This is a genomic window from Azospirillum sp. A23, assembly GCF_042938965.1.
Taxonomy (GTDB): domain Bacteria; phylum Pseudomonadota; class Alphaproteobacteria; order Azospirillales; family Azospirillaceae; genus Azospirillum; species Azospirillum melinis.
Genome location: NZ_CP170666.1, coordinates 471196 through 493320 on the forward strand (window position 1 = coordinate 471196; position 22125 = coordinate 493320).

Here is a 22125-nt window from a genome sequence, read left to right on the forward strand (position 1 = left end):
CGCAGGATCGCATTCCTTTCTGCCGGGATCAACCGGTCTGGCCGGGATTTCCAATCGGTTCCGCAGCCTGGCCTGTTCCGTTGAGCGCGTGATAGCTGCGGATCACCTGGCTGTCGTCCATCGCCCCCTCTCCGCGGCCGGAGGCGGCGAGGAACATCTGATGGGCGACGGCAGCCAGCGGCAAGGCCGCCTTGGTGTCGCGGCCGGCCTCCAGCACGATGCCGAGATCCTTGACGAAGATGTCCACGGCGCTGGTGATGCCGGGATCGGCCTGAAGCATGCGCGGGCCGCGGTCCTTCAGCATCCAGCTCGACGCCGCGGAGCCGCTCATGATCTCCAGCAGGATGTCGAGATCGACGCCGACCTTGGCGGCGAGCGCGAAGGCTTCGGCGACCACGGCGATGTGAACGCCGCACAGCAGCTGGTTGACGGTCTTCACCGTGGCGCCCTGGCCCGGCCGCTCGCCGACATGGAAGACCTTGTCCCCCATTGCCGCCAGCACCGGGCGCAGCCGCTCCACCACCGCCGCCGGTGCCGCCGCCATGATCGACAGCGTACCGGCGACCGCACCCACCACGCCGCCGGACACCGGCGCGTCGACGAAGCGGCGGCCCGCCGCCTCCACCCGCGCCGCCAGGGCGGCAACCGCTCCCGGCGGGCAGGTCGCCATCAGGATCACCGCCGATCCGTCCGGCAAGGCCTCCAGCGCGCCATCGGCGAACAGCGCCTGTTCGGCCTGGGCGGCATTCACCACCATCAGCACCAGCGCATCGGCACCGGCCGCCGCCGCAGCGGCGCTGGCCGCCGTCCGGGCACCGCGCGACGCCAGGGCGGCGACGCTGTCGCCGCGGACATCGAAGCCCTGCACGGCGAAGCCCTTGGCCAGCAGGTTGTTCGCCATGGGCATTCCCATGGACCCGAGGCCGATGAATCCGACGGTCGTCATTGTCCGGTGTCCTTGGATGCGGAGACTGTGAAGGGGAGAGAGGCCGGTGCCGGAGCGGGTCAGCCGAGGAAGCCGATCGACACCCAGGGGAAAGCCGCGACGACGATCAGCCCGACCGCCAGCGCTGCCAGATATCCCAGGATGGGTTTCATGCCTTCGTCCGGGCTGATGCGGCTGATGGCGCAGGCGGCGTAATAGCCGACACCGAAGGGCGGGGCGAACAGGCCGATGCCCATCGCCAGGATGACGATCATCGCATAATGGACCTCATGTACGCCGATCTGGCGGGCGATGGGGAACAGGAGCGGTCCGAACAGCACGATGGCGGGGATGCCTTCCAGCACGCTGCCCAGGATGATGAAGGCGACGATGGACACTGCGATGAACACCGGCACGCCGCCGGGCAGCTCGCGCATGACCGTCGCCAGGGTGTTGGAGAAGCCGGACTGGGTGAGCGCCCAAGCCATGCCGGTGGCCGCGCCGATGATCAACAGGATGGCGCCGGACAGGGCCGCGGTATCGACCAGCATCGGATAGATGCGGCGCCAATCGAACTGGCGGTAGACCAGCAGCCCGGCGATCACGGCATAGACGATGCCGATGGTCGACACCTCGGTCGCCGTCGCCACGCCTTCGATCACCGCGGCGCGGATGATGAAGGGCAGGGCGATGGCGGGCAGGGCGATCAGGAACGCCTGGCCGATCTCGCCCCGGCTGGCGCGGCGGACATGGGACAGGTCCTCGTCGCGGTAGCGCCACCAGACCAGGGCGGCGAGCGCCACGCCCAGAACGATGCCGGGCAGCAGTCCGCCGGTGAACAGGGCAGCGATGGACACGCCGGTGACGGAGCCGATGGTGATCAGGACGAGGGAGGGCGGAATGGTTTCGGTCTGGGCGCCGGTGGCGGACAGCAGGGCGACCAGATCGCTGGGCTTTGCGCCGCGCGCCTTCATCTCTGGGAACAGCACCGGCGCCACCGCCGCCATGTCGGCCGCCTTGGAGCCCGAGATGCCGGACACGAGATACATGGCGCCGATCAGCACATAGGACAGGCCGCCGCGAACATGACCGAGCAGGCTGGCGAGGAAGCCGACCATGGCGCGGGCCATCCCCGTCATCTCGATCAGCTGGCCGAGAAAGACGAACAGCGGCACCGACAGCAGGATCAGGTGGCTCATCCCCTCGTCCATGCGGCCGACCATGACGATGGCCGGGGTCGAGGTGGCGAGCGACAGATAGCCGAAGGTGGCGAGCCCGAAGGAGAAGGCGATGGGCAGGCCGAGGAACACCATCACGCCGACGCCGACGACGAAGAAGAGCAGCAGGTTGAGGTTGCCGAGCCCGGCGAAGACCGGACCGGCCAGCACCGCCGCACCGATGGTCGCCGCCACCGCCAGCGCCGCCCACAGCACGTCGGCAGCGCGGCCGACACGGGCCAGCCGCAGCAGGGCGACCGAGATCATCAGGACGATGCCGACCGGCAGCGCCGAGGCGCGCCAGGAGTTGGCGATGTCGAGCGCCGGGGTGGTGACCCACACCTCTTCCGAGGCGAATTCATAGGCGGGCTCGGCCATCAGCAGCAGGAAGGCCAGCGCCGCCGTCATGGCGAGCACGTCGAGGAAGGCCTGGGCACGCGGCCCCAGCATGCCGACCAGCGCCGTCATCCGCATATGCTCGCCCCGGCGCAACGCCACGACCGAGCCGAACATGGCGAGCCAGAGGAACAGGATGGAGGCCAGCTCGTCCGACCAGATGATCGGGCTGTGGAGGAGATAGCGCCAGACGACGCCGACCAGCAGCACGCCGACCTCGGCAAGCACCAGCAGCGCCGCCGGAAGTTCGACGAGGAACCCGATGCCCCGGTCGAGCTGGCCGAGCCAGCGGGCTTGGCTGCCGGACGGCTGTCCGGAACCGTGAGCGACGGTTGCCGCCGCATTGATGGGAGTGTTCATGAGGCCAGCCCTTCGGAAGGACGATCGGTGGACGGGACGGCCGACCTGGACCCGCCGCCCCTGAACCCGGTGCCATTCGAACCGGGTTCAGGGCGGGGGTGCGGATCGGCCGGGTCGCAATCGACGGCAGTCTCAATGGACGGCAGTCTCAGTCTGGAGGGCCTCGGCCTGGACGGTTTCGGCCCGGACGGTCTCAGCCGAGCTTGCCGGACACCTTCTCCAGCAGGTCCCAGGCGGTCGCGCCGTACTTGTCCTTCCACTCCTGATAGAAGCTGGTCGAGGACAGCGCCTTGCGGAACGGCTCGCGGTCGACGGTGTGGAAGGTCAGCCCCTTGGCGGCCAGATCCTTCTGGAGGCTGTCGTTCAGGGCGGCGATGTCGGCGCGCTGGTCGTCGGCCGAGCGGTCCAGCTCGCGGCCGACGATCCCCTGGACATCGGCCGGCAGCTTGGCGAAGGCCCGCTTGTTGCCCAGCACCCAGTAGCCGTCCCAGACATGGCCGGTCAGGCTGCAGGTCTTCTGCACCTCGTACAGGCGGGCGGTGGCGATGATCGCCAGCGGGTTTTCCTGCCCCTCCACCACCACGGTCTGGAGCGCCGAATACAGCTCGTTGAAATTGATCGGGGCGGGAGCGGCGCCGATGGCCTTGAACAGCGAGGTCAGAGCCGGCGCCGGCGGCACCCGCATCTTGAAGCCCTTGATGTCCTCGGCGGTCTTGATGACGCGGGTGGAGGAGGTGACGTGGCGGAAGCCGTTGTCCCAGATCTTGCCCAGCGTCATGATCGGGGTCTTGGCGATCTCGGCGCGGATGTGCTTGCCGAGGTCGCCGTCCATCGCCTGCCAGACGGCGTTGTAGTCGTTGAAGGCGAAGCCCATGCTGGTGATGCCGGACACCGGGACGAAGGTGGCGAGGATCAGCGAGCTGAGATTGAAGATCTCGACCCCGCCGTTGCGCACCTGACCCAGCAGGTCGGTGTCGCTGCCCAGCTGATTTGCCGGGAACAGCTTGATGTCCAGCCGGCCGGAGGTCGCCTCGCGGATGCGGTCGATCGCTTCCTGGGCGCGGATGTTGACGGGATGGGTCGGGTCCTGGCCGGTGGCGTACTTGAATTGGAACTCGGCGGCGTCCGCCGGGTATTTCAGGATGGTGACCAGCGGCATGGCGCCGGCGGCGGCCAGAACTGCGCGGCGGCTGGGACGGAAGGAGGTCGCGCGGAAGGGCGGCATCTTGAGCATGGTTTCCTCTCCGGAATTCTGTGGTTTTGCTTTTTTGGGGTTCGGCTTTTTTAGGCGGCAGGGGACGACGGCAGGGGCCAGTTGCAGGGGCGGGGAGGCAGCCTCCCCGCGTCCCGAAGGGCCCTTACAGCCAGCCCTTGATGCTGGCCGCCATCGCGTCGGTCGAGATGCCGTAGAGGTCGTGCAGGGTCGGCAGGGCGCCGGCCTTCAGGAACTCGTCGGGCAGGCCGATCTGGCGGAAGACCGGGGTGACGCCGGCGCGCAGCAGGGTGCCGGCCACCGCCTCGCCCAGCCCGCCGATGACGGTGTGGTTCTCCGCCACCACCACCATGCGGCCGGTGCGTGCCGCCTCGCGCAGGATGGTCTCGGTGTCGAGCGGCTTGATGGTGGGGACGTGCAGCACGGCGACGCCGACCTTGTCGGCCTCCAGCCGCTGCGCCACCTCCAGCGCCCGCATCGTCATGATGCCGGACGAGATCACCAGCACGTCCGAGCCGTCGCGCAGCAGCTTGGCCTTGCCGAGTTCGAATTTGTAGTCGTACTCGTCCAGCACCAACGGGACGTTGCCGCGCAGCAGGCGCATATAGACCGGACCGTTGTGGGCGGCCATGGCGGGCACCACCTGCTCGATCTCGTGCGCGTCGCAGGGGTCGATCACCACCATGTTCGGCATGGCGCGGAACAGTGCCAGATCCTCGGCCGCCTGATGGCTGGGGCCGTAGCCGGAGGTCAGGCCCGGCAGGGCGCAGGCGATCTTGACGTTGCGGTTCTCCTCCGCAATCGTTTGATGGACGAAGTCGTAGGCGCGGCGCGAGGCGAAGACGGCGTAGGTGGTGACGAAGGGCATCATGCCCTCATGCGCCATGCCCGACGCGGCGCCCATCAGCAGCTGTTCGGCCATCCCCATCTGATAGAAGCGGTCCGGGTAGGCCTGGGCGAAGATGTGCAGGTCGGTGTATTTGGCGAGATCGGCGGTCATGCCGACGATCTCCGGCCGCTGCTTCGCCAGCTCGACCAGCGTATGGCCGAAGGGGGCCGGTTTCGTCCGCTGCCCTTCCGCCGCGATTGAGGCGATCATGGCGGAGGTCTTCAGGCGCGGCTTGGCGGCGTTGGAGCCGGGGGTGGTGGTGGCGGTGCTCATGCGGTCCTCCCGGCGTCGAGCGCATCCAGCGCCAGCTGCCATTCGTGCGCGTCGACGCGGATGAAGTGGTTCTTTTCGCGGGCTTCGAGGAAGGGCACGCCCTTGCCCATTTTGGTGTCGCAGACGATCATCCGCGGCTTGGGCTCCGGGTGGGACTTCGCGGCGTCGAAGGCGGCGACCACCGCGTCCATGTCGTTGCCGTCGATCCGCTGGACGAACCAGCCGAAGGCCTCCAGCTTGTCCACCAGCGGCTCGAACGCCATCACCTGGGTCGACGGGCCGTCGGCCTGCTGGTTGTTGACGTCGACGATGGCGATCAGATTGTCGAGCTTGTAATGGGCGGCCGACATGATGGCCTCCCACACCGAGCCCTCGTCCAGCTCGCCGTCGGAGAACAGGGCGTAGACGCGGCTGGCCGAGTTCTTGCGCTTCAGCCCCAGCCCGATGCCGACCGCGATGCCGAGGCCGAGGCCGAGCGAACCGCCCGACATCTCCATGCCCGGCGTGTAGGCGGCCATGCCCGACATCGGCAGGCGGCTGTCGTCGCTGCCGTAGGTCTCCAGCTCTTCGGCCGGGACGATGCCGGCCTCGATCAGGGCGGCGTAGAGGGCGATGGCGTAATGACCGTTGGACAGCAGGAAGCGGTCGCGCCCCTCCCAATGCGGGTCCTCGGGCCGGTAGGTCATGGCGTGGAAGTAGGAGACCGCCAGCACGTCGGCGATGTCCAGCGCCTGCCCGATATAGCCCTGGCCCTGCACTTCGCCCATCAGCAGGGCGTTGCGGCGGATGCGGTAGGCGCGTTCGGCCAGCGGCACATTGTGCCCCAGCGGGGTGGTGTCGGTTGCGGTGTCCACGGGAGGGGTCTCCAGCATTTCGGGATCAGTGGATCAGCATGCCGCCGTTGACGTCGAGCGTGGCGCCGGTGACGTAGGAGGACAGCTCGGACGCCAGGAACAGGCAGGAGCGGGCCACATCGTCGGCGTCGCCCAGGCGGTTCAGCGGAATGCCCTTGAGGATTTCCGTCCGCAGCTCCGGGGTCAGCTTGTCGCCGGTGATGTCGGTCTGGATCAGGCCGGGCGTGACCGAATTGACGCGGACATTGTCCGGTCCCAGTTCGCGCGCCATCGCCTTGGCCAACCCCAGAACGCCGGCCTTGGCCGCGCTGTAATGCGGACCGCCGAAGATGCCGCCGCCGCGCTGCGCCGACACCGACGAGATGCAGACGATGGAGCCGGACTTGCGCTCCCGCATGTGGGGGACGACCGCCTGGCTCATGTAAAGCGTGCCGCGCAGGCTGACGTCGGTCACCGCCTCGTAATTCTTCGGGCCGATGTCCATGAACTTCAGCGGCTGGGTGATGCCGGCGTTGTTGACCAGCACGTCGATGCGGCCGAACTCCTCCACCACGCGGTTGGCGGCGGCGAAACAGGCATCGCGGTCGGTCACGTCGCAGGCGAAGCCGCGGTGCGCCTCGCCCAGTTCGGCGGCGGCTTCGGCAGCCTGGGCGGCGTCGAGGTCCAGGATGATCGCGCGCCCGCCATGCAGCGCGAAGAGCTTGGCGGTCGCCCGGCCGATGCCGCGGCGAGACGCCGCCCCGGTGATCACACAGACCTTGTTGGACAGCAGCATGGTCGCTTCCTCTTCTCGAAGCAGGCTCCGCCGTGGCGGCCATGCGGGTGCCGCGACGGAGCATCGGATTTGTTGGGAGTTTTGTCGGGCTATCGGGGTATTCAGCGTGGTCTGCTGATGGTTCGTTCAGCCGACCGTTGAGGAAATACTATGTTCTTGAGATGAGCCTGACAAACGAATAAGATCGCAATTGGATGAATTGAATTCACTGAAATGCTGCGATGCGGAAGAGGGTCTCAATCAAGGCGTTGCAAGCGTTCGAGGCTGCCGCGAGGTTGCAATCCTTTGCAACCGCAGCGCAGGATCTCGGGCTGACGCCGTCTGCGATCAGCCATCAGGTGAAGCTTCTGGAGGAGCAGCTGGGCTTTCCGCTGTTCCACCGGGTGCACCGGTCGGTGACGCTGACCGATGCGGGGCGGGCCTATGCCGCCGAAATCATCGCCGCTTTCGCCCGCATCGACACCGCCACGCGAAACGCCACCACCGCCGGGGCCGGCACCACCATCCTGACCGTGCGTTCGATGCCGAGCTTCGCCACGCAATGGCTGATGCCGCGGCTGAACCGCGTGAAGGAGCTTCACCCGGCCATCGACATCCGGCTCCAGGCCTCGGTCTCACCCATCGACCTGACGACGGGGGCGGTGGACATCGACATCCGCTACAACCCCGGTCCGTCGCCGTCCGGCTGCGTGATGGCCCAGTTTCCCGAGGACACCATCGTGCCGATGTGTGCCCCGGAGCTGGCGAATGGCCTGAACCCGATCCGCCGGCCGCAGGATCTGAGCCGGCATATCCTGATCCATTCGGAAATCAACATCGTCGGCTGGCGCGACTGGGCCCGCCGGCATCGCGGCGTACAGCTGGACATGGAGCGCGGCCTGCGCTTCGACCGGTCCTTCATGGCGATCAACGCCGCGGTGAACGGGATGGGGGTTTGCCTGGACAGCCTGCTGCTCGCCCGGCGGGAACTGGAGTCGGGCAGGCTGGTGATTCCGTTTCCGCCCCGGCCGCTCAAGGCGCAGGGGCATGGCTTCGTGACCTTGAAGTCGTCCTTCGACCTGCCGAAGGTCCGGCTCTTCCGCGACTGGCTGTTCGACGAGTTGGAATCCTGCCGACAGTGGGAGGAGCGCTGCCTCGCGTCCCTGCAAGGGGTGGCGGCGCGTTAACGGCGTGGAGCCGCCGTCGTTCCCCGGCGGATCAGGGTCGGCACCAGCGGCGGCAGAGCGGACGGCCGGCTCCCCTCCAGGCAGGCGAGCAGATAGGCGGCGGCGCGCCGGCCGATCTCGTGATTGTCGACGTGCATGGTTGTCAGCGGCGGATCGAGCTGGCGGCTGATGGCGATGTCGTCGAAGCCGGTGATGCTGAGGTCATGCGGCACCGACAGCCCCATCGCCCGCGCCTCCAGCAGGGCGCCGAGGGCGAGGTAGTCGTTGCCGCAGATCACCGCGGTCGGCGGCGGATCGGTCGCCAGCATGGCGCGCACGCTCTGCCGACCGAAATCGATGCTCCATTCCCCTTCGCACAGATGCTGTGGGCGGATGCCGAGGCCGCGTTCGGCCAGCGCCTCGCGCACACCGTCCAGGCGCGCGGCGACACGATCGTTGCCGGCCGTCGGCTGGATGATCACCCCGATGGTTTCGTGACCGAGGTCGAGCAGATGGCGGGCGATGGTGTAGAAGGCCTGCCGGTTGTCGAAGCCGATGCAGGGGTGCGGGCTGTCCGGCCGGTGGCTGTAGGTGACGATATAGGGAATGTGCCGGGCCTGGATGCTGGCGAACAGGTCGGGCCGGTGCGCCTCGCCGACGATGGCAAGCGCCTCCACCCCGCGGGCCAGCATCGCCTGGACGTCGTGCGCCGCCTGATCCTGGTCGTAGTTGAAGCAGCTCAGCAGCAGCGTGATGCCGCGGTCGGCGAAGGCGGCCTGCATCGCCCCGACCTGGGCGGCGAACACTTCGTTGTCGAGGGTGGGGATCACCGCCCCGACGATGGAGGTGCGGCGGCGGGCCAGCGCGCTGCCGGCGGCATGCGGCATCCAGCCCATCGCCTTGGCGGTCGCCAGCACGCGTTCGCGGATCGCCGGGGCGACCTTTTCCGGATTGTTGAAGACGCGCGAAACGGTGGCGATCGACACCTCCGCCGCCGCGGCGACATCCACGGCACGGGGCGCACGCGGTGCACCGGATACAGCGGGCGCACCGGACGCACGGGGCGCAGGTCCGGGCTTCGGATCGCGCTCTGACATCGCCGGCATCTCCATAGGATTGTGCGGAACCGCTTCATTGAAAGCGGTTACACATCCTCCATGCCACGTCAAGTTTGTTGTTGCATCAGTCCGTGATGCGATCTATGTAAGCGCTTACATCAATGGCGCCGGCCCTGTGACGCTCTCACGCTCCCCGGCCCGTTTTTCCCATGGCAACCCGCGAAGGCCCGCCGACGAACGGGCCGCATCAGGAGGAATGGTATGCGCAACGGTCTTCAGGCAGTTCTGGCGAGCGCCGTCACGGCAGGCATGCTGCTGTTCAGCGGCATGGGCAATGCGGCGGAGATCGGCGCGCACACCATGAAGCTGGCGAGCGCCGGTGCCGACGGGTCGCCGCTGGCGCTGGGCATGGCGAAGTTCGCCGAGATCGTGAAGGAGAAGAGCGGCGGCAAGATCAAGGTCCAGCTCTTCACCAACGGCGTGCTGGGCGGCGACGTGCAGATGATCTCGGCGTTGCAGGGCGGCATCGTCGAGATGACGGTGCTGAATGCCGGGCTTCTGTCCAGCCTGGACGACAATTTCGTCATGGTCGATCTGCCGTTCCAGTTCGACTCGCCGAAGGTCGCCGACGCGGTGATGGACGGCCCGGTGGGCAAGACCCTGCTGGACAAGCTGTCGGCCAAGGGGCTGGTCGGTCTCGGCTATTGGGAACTCGGCTTCCGCCAGCTGACCAACAGCCGCCGTCCGATCGCCAGCGTGGAGGACATCGCCGGCCTGAAGATCCGCGTCGTGCAGTCGCCGATCTACATCGACCTGTTCAACACGCTGGGCGCCAACGCCGTGCCGCTGCCCTTCCCGGAAGTCTACACCGCGCTTGAGAGCAAGACGGTCGACGGCCAGGAGAACCCGGCCCCCAGCATCCTGACCGCCAAGCTGAACGAGGTGCAGAAGTACCTGACGCTCAGCAACCACATGTACAACCCGCAGGCCGTGCTGGTCGGCGCCAAGTTCTGGGCCAAGCTGAACGAGGACGAGCGCAAGCTGATCCAGGACGCCACGCTGGAGGCCCGCGATTACGAACGCCGCGTCTCGCGCGAGCAGGCGAGCAAGGCGGTGGACGAGCTGAAGGCGAAGGGCATGACCGTCACCGAGCTGGCCCCGGCGGAAGTCGAGAAGTTCCGTGCCAAGATCCGCCCGGTGGTCGAGAAGTTCTCGCAGAAGGTCGATCCCGCCCTGATGGCGCAGGCCCAGGCCGAAATCGCCAAGGCGCGCGCCGCACAGTGACGGTGCGGTAAGGCAGCGGAGCAGAGCCATGATCGTCGTCTTCGGATCCATCAACCTCGACATGATCTTCGCCATGGAGGATCTGCCCCTTGCCGGGCAGACCCTGCTGGCGCGGTCGCTGGATTTGCATCCCGGCGGCAAGGGGGCCAACCAGGCCGTCGCCGCCGCCCGCGATGGCGCCGCGGTGACCATGGTCGGGGCCGTCGGTGGCGACGGGCTGAAGGAAACCGCGTTGAGCGGGCTTCGCGGCGCCGGTGTCGATCTGTCCCGTGTCGCGGTGACGGGCCATGGGGCTGGGCATGCGACCGGCACCGCCGCCGTCTGCACCGACGCGGCGGGCCGCAACCAGATCGTCGTCGCTGGCGGGGCCAACCTCCAGGCGCGCGCCGATCAGGTGGAGGACGCGCTTCTCTCGCCCGGCACCACTCTGATCGTGCAGATGGAGTCCGATCCCGGCGAGACCGCGGCGCTGATCCTGCGCGCCCGCCGGCTCGGCGCACGGGTCATCATGAACCTCGCTCCGGCGGCCCCGTTGCCGCTGCCGGTGCTGAAGTCCGTCGACATCCTGGTGGTCAACGAGGATGAGGCGGCGTGGCTCGGCAACCATCTCGGTTGCGCCGGCGACGCGCCGTCGCTCTGCTCCGTGCTGGGCGGCACGGTGATCCGCACGCTTGGCGGCGCCGGCGTCGAATGGTCGTCGGTGGACGGCAGCGCGGTCGATGGCAGCGGCCGGCAGCCGGCTCCCGCCGTCGCCGTGCGCGACACCACCGGGGCCGGCGATTGCTTCGTCGGGGTGCTGGCGGCCGAACTGGACCGCGGCCGGCCGCTCGCCGCCGCCATCCGCCGCGCTGCCTGTGCCGCCTCGCTGTCCTGCACGCGGGCCGGCGGTCAGGCCAGCCTGCCGGCGGCGGCGGAAACCGACGGAGCACTCGGCGGGCTGGCGGTCGCCTGACAGGCCACCCGTCCATTCCCTTGCTTTCGCATTCCCTCCCGATTGGAAGTTTTCCCATGGCGCAGCGCATTGACGGCATCATCCCGGTGATGCTGACCCCCTTCACCGATGCCGGCGAGATCGATTATCCGGGGCTGACCCGCCTGATCGAGTGGTATCTGGCCAACGGTGCCGACGCCCTGTTCGCCGTCTGCCAATCCAGCGAGATGCAGTTCCTGTCGCTGGAGGAGCGGGTGGATCTGGCGAAATTCGTCGTCGCCGCCGTCGCCGGCCGGGTGCCGGTGGTGGTGTCGGGCCACATCAGCGACGACCTCGACGCCCAGGTCGAGGAGCTGACGGCGATGGCCGCCACCGGCAGCGACGCACTGGTTCTGGTGACCAACCACCTCGACCCGAAGAACGAGGGAACGGAGACGTTCCGCCGTCACCTGTCCCATCTGCTGGAGCGGCTGCCGCGCGACATCCCGCTGGGCCTCTACGAGTGCCCGGCCCCCTACCGCCGGCTGCTGAGCGACGAGGAACTGCGGCTGTGCATCGACAGCGGCCGCTTCGTCCTGCTGAAGGACGTCAGCTGTGATCTCCCGACGGTCGAGCGCCGGCTGAAGATCGCCGAGGGCTCCGGCCTCGCCATCATCAACGCCAACGCCGCCATCGCGCGCGACGCCATGCGGGGCGGGTCGCCGGGCTTCACCGGCGTCTTCACCAACATCCACCCCGACCTCTACCGCTGGATGCGGCTGCATGGCGACCGCCATCCCGAACTGGCGGACGATCTGGCGACCTTCCTGGTGGTGGCCGCGGTGTCGGAAAGCCTGGGCTATCCGGCCTTCGCCAAGATGTACCACCAGCGCCTCGGCACCTTCGGGTCGATCCGCTGCCGGGTGATCCAGTACGACGTGCGCGAACGCTTCTGGGCGCTCGACGCGGTGCTCGACAAAGTGGTCGCCGGCACCGACGCCTTCCGCGCCAAAATCGCGGCCCTGCCGGCCGAATGACCTGACGGGGTCCTGAACGAAAAGAGCTTTAGGGGAGGAACGGATGGGCCGCTTCATCGACGGGTATGTCTTCGTTCTGAAGGTCGCGATCGTGGCCTGTCTGGCCGGCATGCTGGTGCTGGTGTTCGGCAACGTGGTGCTGCGCTACGGCTTCAACAGCGGCATCACGGTGTCGGAGGAGCTGTCGCGGCTTCTCTTCGTCTGGATGACCTTCATGGGCGCGGTGGTGGCGCTGCACAAGCACGGCCATCTCGGCATGGACACCATGGTCGCCCTTCTACCCAGGACGGGGCGGCTGGTCTGCTTCTGCCTCAGCCATCTGCTGATGATCTACGCGACCGGCCTGCTGCTCGGCGGCAGTTGGGACCAGACCCTGATCAACCTGTCGGTGACGGCGCCGGCCACTGGCCTGTCGATGGGGTTCTTCTATGGCTCCGGCGTGGTGTTCGGCGTCCTGGCGCTGGTGATCCTGGCCTTCAACCTCGTCCGCGCGCTGACCGGCCGCCTCAAGGACGGCGAGCTGATCACGGTGACGGAGTCCGAGGAAACGGCCGACGCCACCCATGCGCCCACCGGCCGGCACGCCTGATTCCCCCGGCCTGATCCCGCGATAGCCCGAGCGGCAAGGAGTTCCTCCCATGACCGTCACCGTCTTCCTCGGCTCGCTGCTGGGCGCCATGGCCATCGGCACGCCGATCGCCTTCGCGCTGCTGCTGTGCGGCGTGGCGCTGATGTTCCATATGGACCTGTTCGACGCCCAGATCGTCGCCCAGAACGTCGTCAACGGCGCCGACAGTTTCCCGCTGGTCGCCGTGCCCTTCTTCATGCTGGCGGGCGAGGTGATGAATGCCGGCGGCCTGTCGCGGCGCATCGTCGCCGTGGCGATGGCGCTGGTAGGCCATATCCGCGGCGGGCTCGGCTACGTCGCGATTCTCGCCTCCTGCATCCTCGCCAGCCTGTCCGGGTCGGCGGTGGCCGATGCCGCCGCGCTGTCGGCCCTGCTGGTGCCGATGATGGTGCGGGCCGGCCATGACAAGGCGCGCTCCTGCGGGCTGATCGCCGCCGGCGGCATCATCGCGCCGATCATCCCGCCCAGCATCGGCTTCATCCTGTTCGGCGTCGCGGCCAACGTGTCGATCACCAAGCTGTTCCTGGCCGGCATCTTTCCGGGCCTGATGCTGGGTCTGGGTCTGGTCGCCGCCTGGTGGCTGGTGGTCCGTCACGAGAATCTGGCCCCGCCGCCGCGCGCGACGAAGGGCGAGGTGGCCGTGGCGGTGAAGGACGGCTTCTGGGCGCTGATGCTGCCGGGCATCATCATCTTCGGCCTGAAGTTCGGTATCTTCACCCCGACCGAGGCAGCGGTCGTGGCGGCGGTCTACGCGCTGTTCGTCGCCGTGGTGGTCTATCGCGAGCTAAAGCCGTCGCAACTGTTCGACCTGTTCGCCTCGGCGGCCACCACCACCGCGGTGGTAATGTTCCTGGTTGCCGCCGCCATGGTGTCGGCCTGGATGATCACCATCGCCAACCTGCCGGCCCAGGTCGGCGACCTGCTGGAACCCTTCATGGGCAGCCCGACCCTGCTGATGGCCGCCATCATGGTGCTGGTGGTGATCGTCGGAACGGCGATGGACATGACACCGACCATCCTGATCCTGACGCCGGTTCTGATGCCGGTGATCAAGCAGGCCGGCATCGACCCCGTCTATTTCGGCGTGCTGTTCATCATCAACAACGCCATCGGCCTGATCACCCCGCCGGTCGGCACCGTGCTGAACGTGGTGGCCGGCGTGGCGAAGCTGAACATGGGCGCCCTGATGCGCGGCGTCTGGCCCTTCCTGCTCGCGCAGCTTCTGGTGCTGGCCCTGCTGGTGCTGTTCCCGTCCCTGGTCATGGTCCCGGCCCGCTGGTTCGCGGGCTGAGCCGATCCCCTACAGAGAGCTGCCGGCCACGGGTTCGGCAGCTCTCCCGGCACCCAGCAGGATGCCCAGGCGCCCCGCGGCACCGGTGATGTGGTCGGACATCGCCTGTGCTGCGCGGGCGCCGTCGCGCGTCTGCAACGCCCTTAAAATCCGTTGGTGCTCCTCCAGGGTTTCCCATATGCGATCCTCCTGGGCGAAGGGAAGCGTCTGGATCTCCGTGACCACCGCATCGACGGTGCGGAACAGGTCCATGAACATGCGGTTGCCGCAGCCTTCGACGATCAGGCGGTGGAATTTGCTGTCCTCCACCCCGGCCTGGGCGAAGTCATGCGCCTCGAAGGCGGTGCGCATCCGCACCAGCGTGCTGGACAGCGCTTCGAGTGCTGCGTCGGGCAGGGCGATGGCGGCGAGCTGGGCGGCCTGCGGCTCCAACGCCAGCCGCGCCTCGTAAACCTCGCGGGGCGAATAGAGGTCGGCGAACCGCCAGGCGGCGACCGGGTCCGGCGGCTTGCCATCGGTGAGAAAGACGCCGCGCCCCACCTCGATCCTGATCAGGCCGAGGGTTTCCAGCGCCGACAGCGCCTCGCGCAGCGATGCCCGGCTGATGCTCAGCCTCTCGGCAAGCTCGCGCTGGGGCGGAAGCTGATCGCCCGGACGCAGCCCCTGTTCGTCGATGATCCGGCGGATCTTCTCGACCGCCGCCTGTGGCACCAACAGCCGTCCACGCATCCTGTCGATTCCTGTCTGTCGTTGCTCTTGCCGGGGTGCCCCACGCGACGCCTTGACAATAACCCGGAAAGGGCGTGCAATCCAACTGGTCAGACCGGTATGGCCTCTCAGACCAAAGAAAACGACAAAACCGGCTTTCAGGGATTCGCGTCAGGCATTCACCCACCCATGCAGGGAGACGCAGGTACAGCCATGCGCAGACAGATTCTCAAATTCGCTCTCCTCGCGGCGGCGTCCGCCACCGTCTGGGGCGGCTTCGCACCGGCCCACGCTGCCGACCTCGCCGTCGGCGCCAACATCGGCAACGTTCCGTGGGAATTCCAGGACGCGTCCGGCAAGTTCGTCGGCTTCGAGATCGACGTGGTCAACGAGGCGGCCAAGCGCCTGGGCAAGACGGTGGAGATCGTCAACATCCCCTTCAACGGCCTGTTCTCCGCCGTCCAGTCGGGCCGGATCGCCATGGCGATCTCGTCGATCACCATCACCGACAAGCGGCTGGAGTCGGTCTCCTTCGCCCAGCCCTACTATGACAGCGACCAGTCGCTGACCGTGCGGGCGAACACCCCGCTCAAGAGCGTCGATGACCTGAAGGGCAAGTCGCTGGGTGTCGATACCGGTTCCACCGGCGATATGTGGGTGAACCAGAACCAGGGCAAATACAGCTTCGGCGATGTCCGCCGCTATGAGGGGCTGCAGCCGGCGATGCTCGACCTCGGGGCCGGGCGCCTGGACGGCTACATCAGCGACATTCCGGCGCTGCTCTACTACACCAAGGACAAGCCGCAGTTCAAAGTCGTCCAGCGCATCCCGACCGGCGAGCGCTATTCCGTGATGTTCGCCAAGGACAGCCCGCTGCTGCCGGCCGTCAACGACCAGATCACCGCGATGAAGAAGGACGGCACCCTGGCCGCCCTGCATGAGAAGTGGTTCGGGGTGAAGCCCGACGCCGACGGCAGCACCGTCAAGGTTCTCGACATCCCGAAGAAGTCCTGAGCGCGGACCGTCTCCCCGCCATCGGACCCCATGGCCGGGCACACGGCGCCTGAGTTGCGCGTGCCCGGCCCATGCCTGGACATTCCCTCATGGACTTGATCGACACCTTCTTCAACGGAAGGGTGCTGTGGGATGCGCTGCCGCTCCTGCTGATGGGGCTGGGCACCACGCTGTCGCTGGGGATTCTCAGCATCCTGCTCGGCCTGATCGGCGGCCTGATCCTGGCACTTCTGCGTCTTTACGGCCCGCCAGCCCTGAGCGGACTGTGGGTGCTGTACATCGACCTGTTCCGCGCCATTCCCATCCTGGTGCTTCTGGTCATCGTCTACTACGCCCTGCCGTTCGTCGGCATCCGGCTTTCCCCCTTCGCATCCGCCACCACCGCCCTGTCACTGGTCAGCGCAGCCTACAGCGCGGAAATCCTGCGGGCCGGCATCCAGGCGATCCCCCGCGGCCAGTTCGAGGCCAGCCAGGCGCTCGGCCTGTCCTACTGGAGCATGATGGGGGACATCGTCCTGCCGCAGGCCGTCCGTATCGTCATTCCGCCGATGACCAGCAACTGCATCAACGTGATGAAGGACACCGCGCTCGCCTCCGTCGTCGCGATGCCTGACCTGCTGAAGCAGGCGACCCAGGCCCAGGCGCTGGCGGCGAACCCGACGCCGCTGATCGGCGCCGCCGCGCTGTATGTGCTGCTGCTCCTGCCGATGGTGCGCGCCGTGGGCACGCTGGAAAAACACTTCGCCAGGGAGCGCCGCTGACATGCAGACCAAGAACATGCAGGCGGGGGAAGCGGGCAGGGCAGAATCCGTGCCCCCGGCCGGCCGGCCGATCATCGCCATCCGCGACCTGCGCAAGATGTATGGCAGCTTCTGCGCCCTGTCCGGCATCACCCTCGATGTTGCGGAGGGCGAGGTGGTCGTTCTGCTCGGCCCGTCGGGGTCGGGGAAATCGACCCTGATCCGCTGCATCAACCTGCTGGAGACCTACGATTCCGGAACCGTGACGGTCGACAACGTCCCCGTCCGGCCCGGTCCCAATCTTGCTGCCGTCCGCAGCGAGGTCGGGATGGTGTTCCAGAGCTTCAACCTGTTCCCTCACATGACCGTGCTCCGCAACGTCGCGCTGGCGCCGATCCGTGTGCGCAAGCTGGCACCGAAGGCCGCCGAGGAGCGGGCCATGGAGCTGCTGACCCGCGTCGGCATCGCCGAACAGGCCGGCAAGTTCCCCGGCCAGCTGTCGGGCGGCCAGCAGCAGCGCGTCGCCATCGCCCGTGCGCTGGCGATGGAACCGAAAATCCTGCTGTTCGACGAGCCGACCTCGGCACTCGACCCGGAGATGGTCGGCGAGGTGCTGGACGTCATGCAGTCGCTGGCCCGCACCGGCGTCACGATGGTGGTGGTCACCCATGAGATGGGGTTCGCCCGCCGTGTTGCCGACCGCGTCATCTTCATGGAGCGCGGCCAGATCGTCGAGGAGGCGGAGCCGGAAGCCTTTTTCTCCGCACCCAAGGAGGAGCGCGCCCGCGCCTTCCTGCAAGCGGTCCTGAACCATTGAGCGCCGCCCGGATCATCCCGACGGTGCCGCTGACCGGCGACGCCTTCGTCCCGTTCGGCACGGTGCTTTCCGCCGGCATGGGCAGGTCGTCCCTGGTCAATGACGGGCGCGGCATCCGCTACGACGCCGAGCATGGGCTGGGCTTCGCCGGCGAGCCGCTGCCGCCGGTGCTGGCGCTCTACCGCATCAGGCCGTCCCAGCTGCCCTTCGCCGTGACGGCGATGGAGCAGCACCCGCTCAGCAGCCAGACATTCGTCCCCATGACCGGAGGGCGCTTCCTGGTGGTGGCCGCCCTCGCCAACGACGGGGGCGAGCCGGATCCCGAAACCGCCCGCGCCTTCATCGCCGGTCCCGATCAGGCGATCACCTATGCGGGAGGGGTCTGGCACTGTCCGCTTGTGGCTCTCGACGAGACCGCCGACTTCGCCATGATGATGTGGCGCGCCCCCGATCCCGACGCCGACTGCCGCGTCGTCTCCCTGTCCGTGCCGCTGCTGGTCGCCGACCATGCCGCGGCAATCTGACCGAAGGAACTGAACCCGTGTCGAACGTGACGACCTCCCCGCTCGATCTGTCCTTTGTCCGCGCGCAGTTCCCGGCACTCGCCGGCGACTGGATCTTCATGGACAATGCCGGGGGTTCCCAGACCCTGACGCGCGTCGCCGACCGCATCCGGGATTATCTGCTGACCAGCAACGTGCAGCTGGGGGCCAGCTATGCCGTGTCGCGGCAGTCCGGCGCGCGGGTCGCCGACGCCCATGCCGACATCGCCGAGCTGATCGGCGCCGCCCGGCCGGACGAGGTGGTCATGGGCGGGAGCACCACGGCCCTGCTCTACACCCTGTCGGCGGCGATGGCCGGACAGCTCCGGCCCGGCGACGAGATCGTCGTCACCAACTGCGACCACGAAGCCAACATCGGCCCCTGGCGCAAGCTGGAGGAGAAGGGCGCCGTGATCCGGACCTGGGCTGTCCGCCCCGACAGCCTGGAGCTGGCGCTGGACGATCTGGAGCCCCTGCTGAACGGGCGCACGCGGCTCGTCTGCGTCACCCATGCCTCGAACATCCTCGGCACCATCAACCCGGTGGCCAACATCGCCCGGCTGGTGCACCGGCACGGAGCCAAGCTGCTGGTCGACGCCGTCGCCTATGCTCCGCACCGCGCGGTGGATGTGGCCGGCTGGGATATCGATTACTACGTCTTCAGCTTCTACAAGGTCTATGGCCCCCATTTCGCCGTCCTCTACGGCAAGCATGAGCATCTGGCGGCGCTGCCCAGCCTCAACCATTACTTCATCGACCGTTCGGTGATTCCCTACAAGCTCCAGCCCGGCAACGTGAATTACGAACTCGCCGTCGGCTGCACCGGCATCGTCGATTACCTTGCCGAGCTGGGCGAGCGCTGCGGCGCCACCGGGCCGCGCCGGGCCAAAATTGTGGCAGCCTTCGACGCCATCGCCGCCCATGAGGAGGCGCTTGCCGAACGGCTGCTCGCCTATCTGCGCGGACGCAACGACGTGAGGGTTATCGGCCACGCCGTGGCCGACCGCTCCCTGCGGGTGCCGACCATCAGCTTCGTGGTGGACGGATACCGGTCCGACGAGGTGGTGAGCGCGGTCGATGCGTCGATGATCGGCATCCGCTTCGGCGATTTCTATGCCAAGCGCCTGATCGAGACGCTGGGGCTGGCCGCGGTCAACGGCGTGATCCGCGTGTCCCTGGTCCACTACAACACGCTGGAGGAGGTTGACCGTCTCATCGAAGCCCTCGGCAATGCCATGCCGCAGCGGCGGTGAGCCTAGGGCCGACCGAAGGATGACCGACCGATCACATCTGGAACAGGATCAGGCACATGGCTGAGTTCGATCTGGTGGTGCGCAACGGCACGGTGGTCACGGCCGCCGATGTCAGCCGCTGCGACATTGGCATCAAGGACGGCCGCATCGTGGCGCTGGCCGAACGGCTCGACACGTCCGGACAGGTCCTCGACGCCTCCGGCAGGCTGGTGATGCCGGGCGGCATCGACAGTCACGTCCACATCGCGCAGGACGGCGACGACGGCACGATCATGGCCGACGATTTCCGTAGCGGCACGCTCTCCGCGGCCTTCGGCGGCAACACGACGGTCATTCCCTTCGCGCTCCAGCCCAAGGGAAAGTCGCTGCGCGCGGCTGTCCAGTCCTATCACGAGCGGGCGGAAGGCCAGTGCCTGACCGACTATTCCTTCCACCTCATCATCTCCGACCCCACCGAGCAGGTTCTGGGGCAGGAACTGCCGGCGCTGGTGCAGGACGGCTACACATCGTTCAAGGTCTTCATGACCTATGACGACCTGAAGCTGAACGACCGCGAGCTTCTGGAGGTGTTCGACGTCGCCCGCCGCGAGAAGGCGCTTGTGATGGTCCATGCCGAAGGCTATGACGCCATCAAGTTCCTGACCGAACGGCTGGAGCGCGCCGGCCGCACCGATCCCTACTACCACGCCGAATCCCGCCCGATCCCGGTGGAGCGGGAGGCGACCCATCGCGCCATCTCCTTCGCCGAGATCGTCGACGTGCCGATCATGATCGTCCACGTCTCGTCCGCCGACGCCATCGAGCAGATCCGCTGGGCGCAGAGCCGCGGCCTGAAGGTCTATGCCGAAACCTGCACCCAGTATCTGACCCTGACGGCCGACGACCTGAAGGGGCTGAACATGGAGGGTGCCAAATACGTCTGCAGCCCGCCGCCGCGCGACAAGGAAAGCCAGGACGCCTGCTGGACCGGCCTGCAATCCGGGCTGTTCTCGGTCTTCTCCTCCGACCATTGCCCCTTCCGTTTCGACAGCCCCGCCGGCAAGAAGAAGCAGGGCGAGCGGACGGCCTTCAAATGGGTTCCCAATGGCATCCCCGGCGTCGAGGTCCGGCTGCCGATCCTGTTCTCCGAAGGCGTGGGGAAGGGGCGGATTTCCCTGCAGGAGTTCGTCGCCCTCACCTCCACCAACCATGCCCGGATGTACGGCCTTGCCCCGCGCAAGGGCAGCATCGCCATCGGGGCGGACGCCGACCTCGTGCTGTGGGATCCCGACCGCAAGGTGACCATCACCCAGGAGTTGATGCACCATGGGGCCGACTACACGCCCTATGAGGGCATGGAGGTGACGGGCTGGCCCGAAACCGTCCTGCTGCGCGGCACCGTCATCATCGACAAGGGCGTGCAGACCGGCAAGTCCGGGGATGGCCGGTTCCTGCACCGGTCGATTTCGCCCTTCGCGGCACCGCGCGGCCGCCGCCCGACTCAATACGATTGATCGACGGGCGTAGTCAGAGGCGGAGTTGGCGCGGGCGGCCGGCGAGATAGCCGAAGACCCCCGCCACCACCGCGATCGCGATGAAGAGTAGGGCGGAGGCGTGCCAGTCGCCGCTCCAGCCATGCAGCAGCCCGACCAGAAACGGGCCGCCCGACGCCAGGGTATAGCCGACGCTCTGCGACATGCCCGACAGGTGCGACGCGATGCGGCTGTCGGGCGAGCGCAGCACGATCAGGGTCAGCGCGACGGCGAAGGCCCCACCCTGGCCGATGCCGAGGATCACCGCCCACAGCGCGATGGTCCAGAGCGGAGCGTAGAGGCAGCCGACCATGCCGATAAGGCTGCAGCCGAGCATCGAAACGGCGGCGAAACTTTGGCTCGGGGTGCGCGTCGCCAGCATGGGGGCGACCAGCGCCGCCACCACCTGAACCATGACCGAGCCGGAAACGATCAGTCCGGCCGTCGTCGGGTCGAAGCCGCGGTCGCGCAGCATCGGCGCCATCCAGCCGAGCACGATGTAGGCCAAAGCCGATTGCAGCCCCATGAACAGGGTGATCTGCCAGGCTAGGCGGTTGCTCCACAGGCCGCGCACCGACGCGCTGGCGGGGCCGGCCTGGCTCTGGCGTCCGCGGGTCAGCGGCAGCCAGGCCACCGCCGCCACAACCGCCGGCACCGCCCAGAAGGCCAGGGCGCCGGTCCATTGCCCGAGCGCCCGCTCCAGCGGCACCGTCGCCCCTGCGGCAATCGCCGCCCCGGCGCAGAGCGCCATGGTGTAGACCCCCATCATCAGGCTGATCTTGCGGGGGAAGTCGCGCTTCACCACGGCGGGCAGAAGCACGCCGATGATGCCGATCCCCGCACCCGCCAGCGTCGCCCCGGCGAACAGCGCGGCGAAGTTGCCGACCCCGCGCAGCGCGACGCCGACCCCCAGGACCAGCAGCGTGAAGAAGATCGTCCGCTCCGTGCCGAAGCGCTGGGCCAGACGCGGTGCTATCACCCCGAACAGGCCGAGGCAAAGCACGGGCGATGTCGTCAGCAGCCCGGCCTGCCCGGAAGTCAGGCCGGCATCGCGCACCACATCGCCCATCACCGGCGCAAGGCTCGACAGCGCCGGCCGCAGGTTCAGAGCCACCAGCACGAGGGTAACGGCGACCAGCAACGGATGATGAAGCGCCGGGATTTCCGTTCCGGCCTTCTCCGCCTGATAAGGTTCGGGCCGGCTGGCCGCCGGGCCGCCGCTGGGGGAATCGGCGGATCGGCCGGCGGCGCTGTCGATGGTCATGAACAACCTGAACGGTTTTGT

At 67.7% G+C, this 22125-nt stretch carries 21 protein-coding genes; 12 read left to right on the top strand and 9 right to left on the bottom strand.

From position 1 onward, the window contains the following. Window positions 1-28: 28 nt before the first annotated feature. The 6 genes from ABNQ40_RS11125 to ABNQ40_RS11150 all read right to left on the bottom strand — a co-directional run bounded on the left by ABNQ40_RS11125 (window position 29) and on the right by ABNQ40_RS11150 (window position 6902). Window positions 29-946 carry an NAD(P)-dependent oxidoreductase gene (locus ABNQ40_RS11125; protein WP_391346533.1) on the bottom strand — a complete coding sequence of 306 codons (918 nt, stop codon included), beginning with the start codon at window positions 944-946 and terminating at the stop codon, window positions 29-31. A gap of 59 nt (window positions 947-1005) precedes the next feature. Next, window positions 1006-2898: a TRAP transporter large permease subunit gene (locus tag ABNQ40_RS11130; protein ID WP_109048834.1), complete on the bottom strand. Its 1893-nt coding sequence runs from the start codon at window positions 2896-2898 to the stop codon at window positions 1006-1008. A gap of 193 nt (window positions 2899-3091) precedes the next feature. After that, complete coding sequence (locus ABNQ40_RS11135) at window positions 3092-4132, bottom strand: TRAP transporter substrate-binding protein (protein ID WP_199235271.1); 1041 nt, start codon at window positions 4130-4132, stop codon at window positions 3092-3094. A gap of 124 nt (window positions 4133-4256) precedes the next feature. Then, complete coding sequence (locus ABNQ40_RS11140) at window positions 4257-5273, bottom strand: transketolase family protein (protein WP_109048833.1); 1017 nt, start codon at window positions 5271-5273, stop codon at window positions 4257-4259. Continuing rightward, on the bottom strand, window positions 5270-6145 hold the full coding sequence (locus ABNQ40_RS11145; RefSeq protein WP_199235270.1) for a transketolase: 876 nt from the start codon (window positions 6143-6145) through the stop codon (window positions 5270-5272). The genes ABNQ40_RS11140 and ABNQ40_RS11145 overlap by 4 nt, the downstream gene beginning before the upstream one ends. Window positions 6146-6152: 7 nt before the next feature. Then, a complete protein-coding gene (locus tag ABNQ40_RS11150; RefSeq protein WP_109048832.1) occupies window positions 6153-6902 on the bottom strand; it encodes an SDR family NAD(P)-dependent oxidoreductase in 750 nt (249 codons plus the stop codon). A 221-nt stretch (window positions 6903-7123) separates the two neighbouring features. Here ABNQ40_RS11150 and ABNQ40_RS11155 point away from each other — a divergent pair, with 221 nt between their 5' ends. Next, complete coding sequence (locus ABNQ40_RS11155) at window positions 7124-8068, top strand: LysR substrate-binding domain-containing protein (protein WP_109048831.1); 945 nt, start codon at window positions 7124-7126, stop codon at window positions 8066-8068. On the opposite strand, the gene ABNQ40_RS11160 is transcribed toward ABNQ40_RS11155, so the two are convergent. Then, window positions 8065-9153 (bottom strand): substrate-binding domain-containing protein, encoded by a 1089-nt coding sequence (locus ABNQ40_RS11160; RefSeq protein WP_109490820.1) that lies wholly within the window; start codon window positions 9151-9153, stop codon window positions 8065-8067. The two genes, ABNQ40_RS11155 and ABNQ40_RS11160, sit on opposite strands and share 4 nt — an antisense overlap. Before the next feature lie 213 nt (window positions 9154-9366). Between ABNQ40_RS11160 and ABNQ40_RS11165 the strand changes: the two genes are divergently transcribed. The 5 genes from ABNQ40_RS11165 to ABNQ40_RS11185 are packed head-to-tail and all read left to right on the top strand — an operon-like array spanning window position 9367 to window position 14255. Beyond that, the gene (locus ABNQ40_RS11165) at window positions 9367-10389 is read left to right on the top strand and encodes a TRAP transporter substrate-binding protein (protein ID WP_109048830.1); all 1023 of its coding nucleotides are present in this window, start codon (window positions 9367-9369) and stop codon (window positions 10387-10389) included. Window positions 10390-10417: 28 nt separating this feature from the next. After that, on the top strand, window positions 10418-11341 hold the full coding sequence (locus tag ABNQ40_RS11170) for a PfkB family carbohydrate kinase (RefSeq protein ID WP_109048829.1): 924 nt from the start codon (window positions 10418-10420) through the stop codon (window positions 11339-11341). A 56-nt stretch (window positions 11342-11397) separates the two neighbouring features. Continuing rightward, window positions 11398-12336 (top strand): dihydrodipicolinate synthase family protein, encoded by a 939-nt coding sequence (locus tag ABNQ40_RS11175; RefSeq protein ID WP_109048828.1) that lies wholly within the window; start codon window positions 11398-11400, stop codon window positions 12334-12336. Between the two features lie 43 nt (window positions 12337-12379). Then, complete coding sequence (locus tag ABNQ40_RS11180) at window positions 12380-12925, top strand: TRAP transporter small permease (protein ID WP_109048827.1); 546 nt, start codon at window positions 12380-12382, stop codon at window positions 12923-12925. A gap of 49 nt (window positions 12926-12974) precedes the next feature. Beyond that, the gene (locus ABNQ40_RS11185) at window positions 12975-14255 is read left to right on the top strand and encodes a TRAP transporter large permease subunit (RefSeq protein WP_391346540.1); all 1281 of its coding nucleotides are present in this window, start codon (window positions 12975-12977) and stop codon (window positions 14253-14255) included. A 9-nt stretch (window positions 14256-14264) separates the two neighbouring features. Here the strand turns inward: ABNQ40_RS11185 and ABNQ40_RS11190 are convergent, their stop codons facing one another. Further along, window positions 14265-14984, bottom strand: a complete 720-nt coding sequence (locus ABNQ40_RS11190) for a FadR/GntR family transcriptional regulator (protein WP_109047601.1) — start codon at window positions 14982-14984, stop codon at window positions 14265-14267. Window positions 14985-15176: 192 nt separating this feature from the next. Between ABNQ40_RS11190 and ABNQ40_RS11195 the strand changes: the two genes are divergently transcribed. The 6 genes from ABNQ40_RS11195 (at window position 15177) to hydA (ending at window position 20822) form a co-directional block, all read left to right on the top strand. Beyond that, on the top strand, window positions 15177-15977 hold the full coding sequence (locus tag ABNQ40_RS11195; RefSeq protein WP_109047602.1) for a transporter substrate-binding domain-containing protein: 801 nt from the start codon (window positions 15177-15179) through the stop codon (window positions 15975-15977). An 89-nt stretch (window positions 15978-16066) separates the two neighbouring features. Next, complete coding sequence (locus tag ABNQ40_RS11200; RefSeq protein ID WP_109047603.1) at window positions 16067-16738, top strand: amino acid ABC transporter permease; 672 nt, start codon at window positions 16067-16069, stop codon at window positions 16736-16738. Between the two features lie 97 nt (window positions 16739-16835). Continuing rightward, window positions 16836-17534, top strand: a complete 699-nt coding sequence (locus ABNQ40_RS11205) for an amino acid ABC transporter ATP-binding protein (protein WP_247880154.1) — start codon at window positions 16836-16838, stop codon at window positions 17532-17534. Then, entirely contained in the window at window positions 17531-18058 is a 528-nt protein-coding gene (locus ABNQ40_RS11210) for an ureidoglycolate lyase (protein ID WP_109047604.1), read from the top strand. The genes ABNQ40_RS11205 and ABNQ40_RS11210 overlap by 4 nt, the downstream gene beginning before the upstream one ends. Window positions 18059-18075: 17 nt before the next feature. After that, window positions 18076-19329 (top strand): cysteine desulfurase-like protein, encoded by a 1254-nt coding sequence (locus ABNQ40_RS11215; protein WP_247879506.1) that lies wholly within the window; start codon window positions 18076-18078, stop codon window positions 19327-19329. Between the two features lie 56 nt (window positions 19330-19385). Beyond that, entirely contained in the window at window positions 19386-20822 is a 1437-nt protein-coding gene (gene hydA / locus ABNQ40_RS11220; protein ID WP_109047605.1) for a dihydropyrimidinase, read from the top strand. 13 nt (window positions 20823-20835) lie between these two features. Here the strand turns inward: hydA and ABNQ40_RS11225 are convergent, their stop codons facing one another. After that, window positions 20836-22104: an MFS transporter gene (locus ABNQ40_RS11225; RefSeq protein WP_109490671.1), complete on the bottom strand. Its 1269-nt coding sequence runs from the start codon at window positions 22102-22104 to the stop codon at window positions 20836-20838. Window positions 22105-22125: the final 21 nt, after the last annotated feature.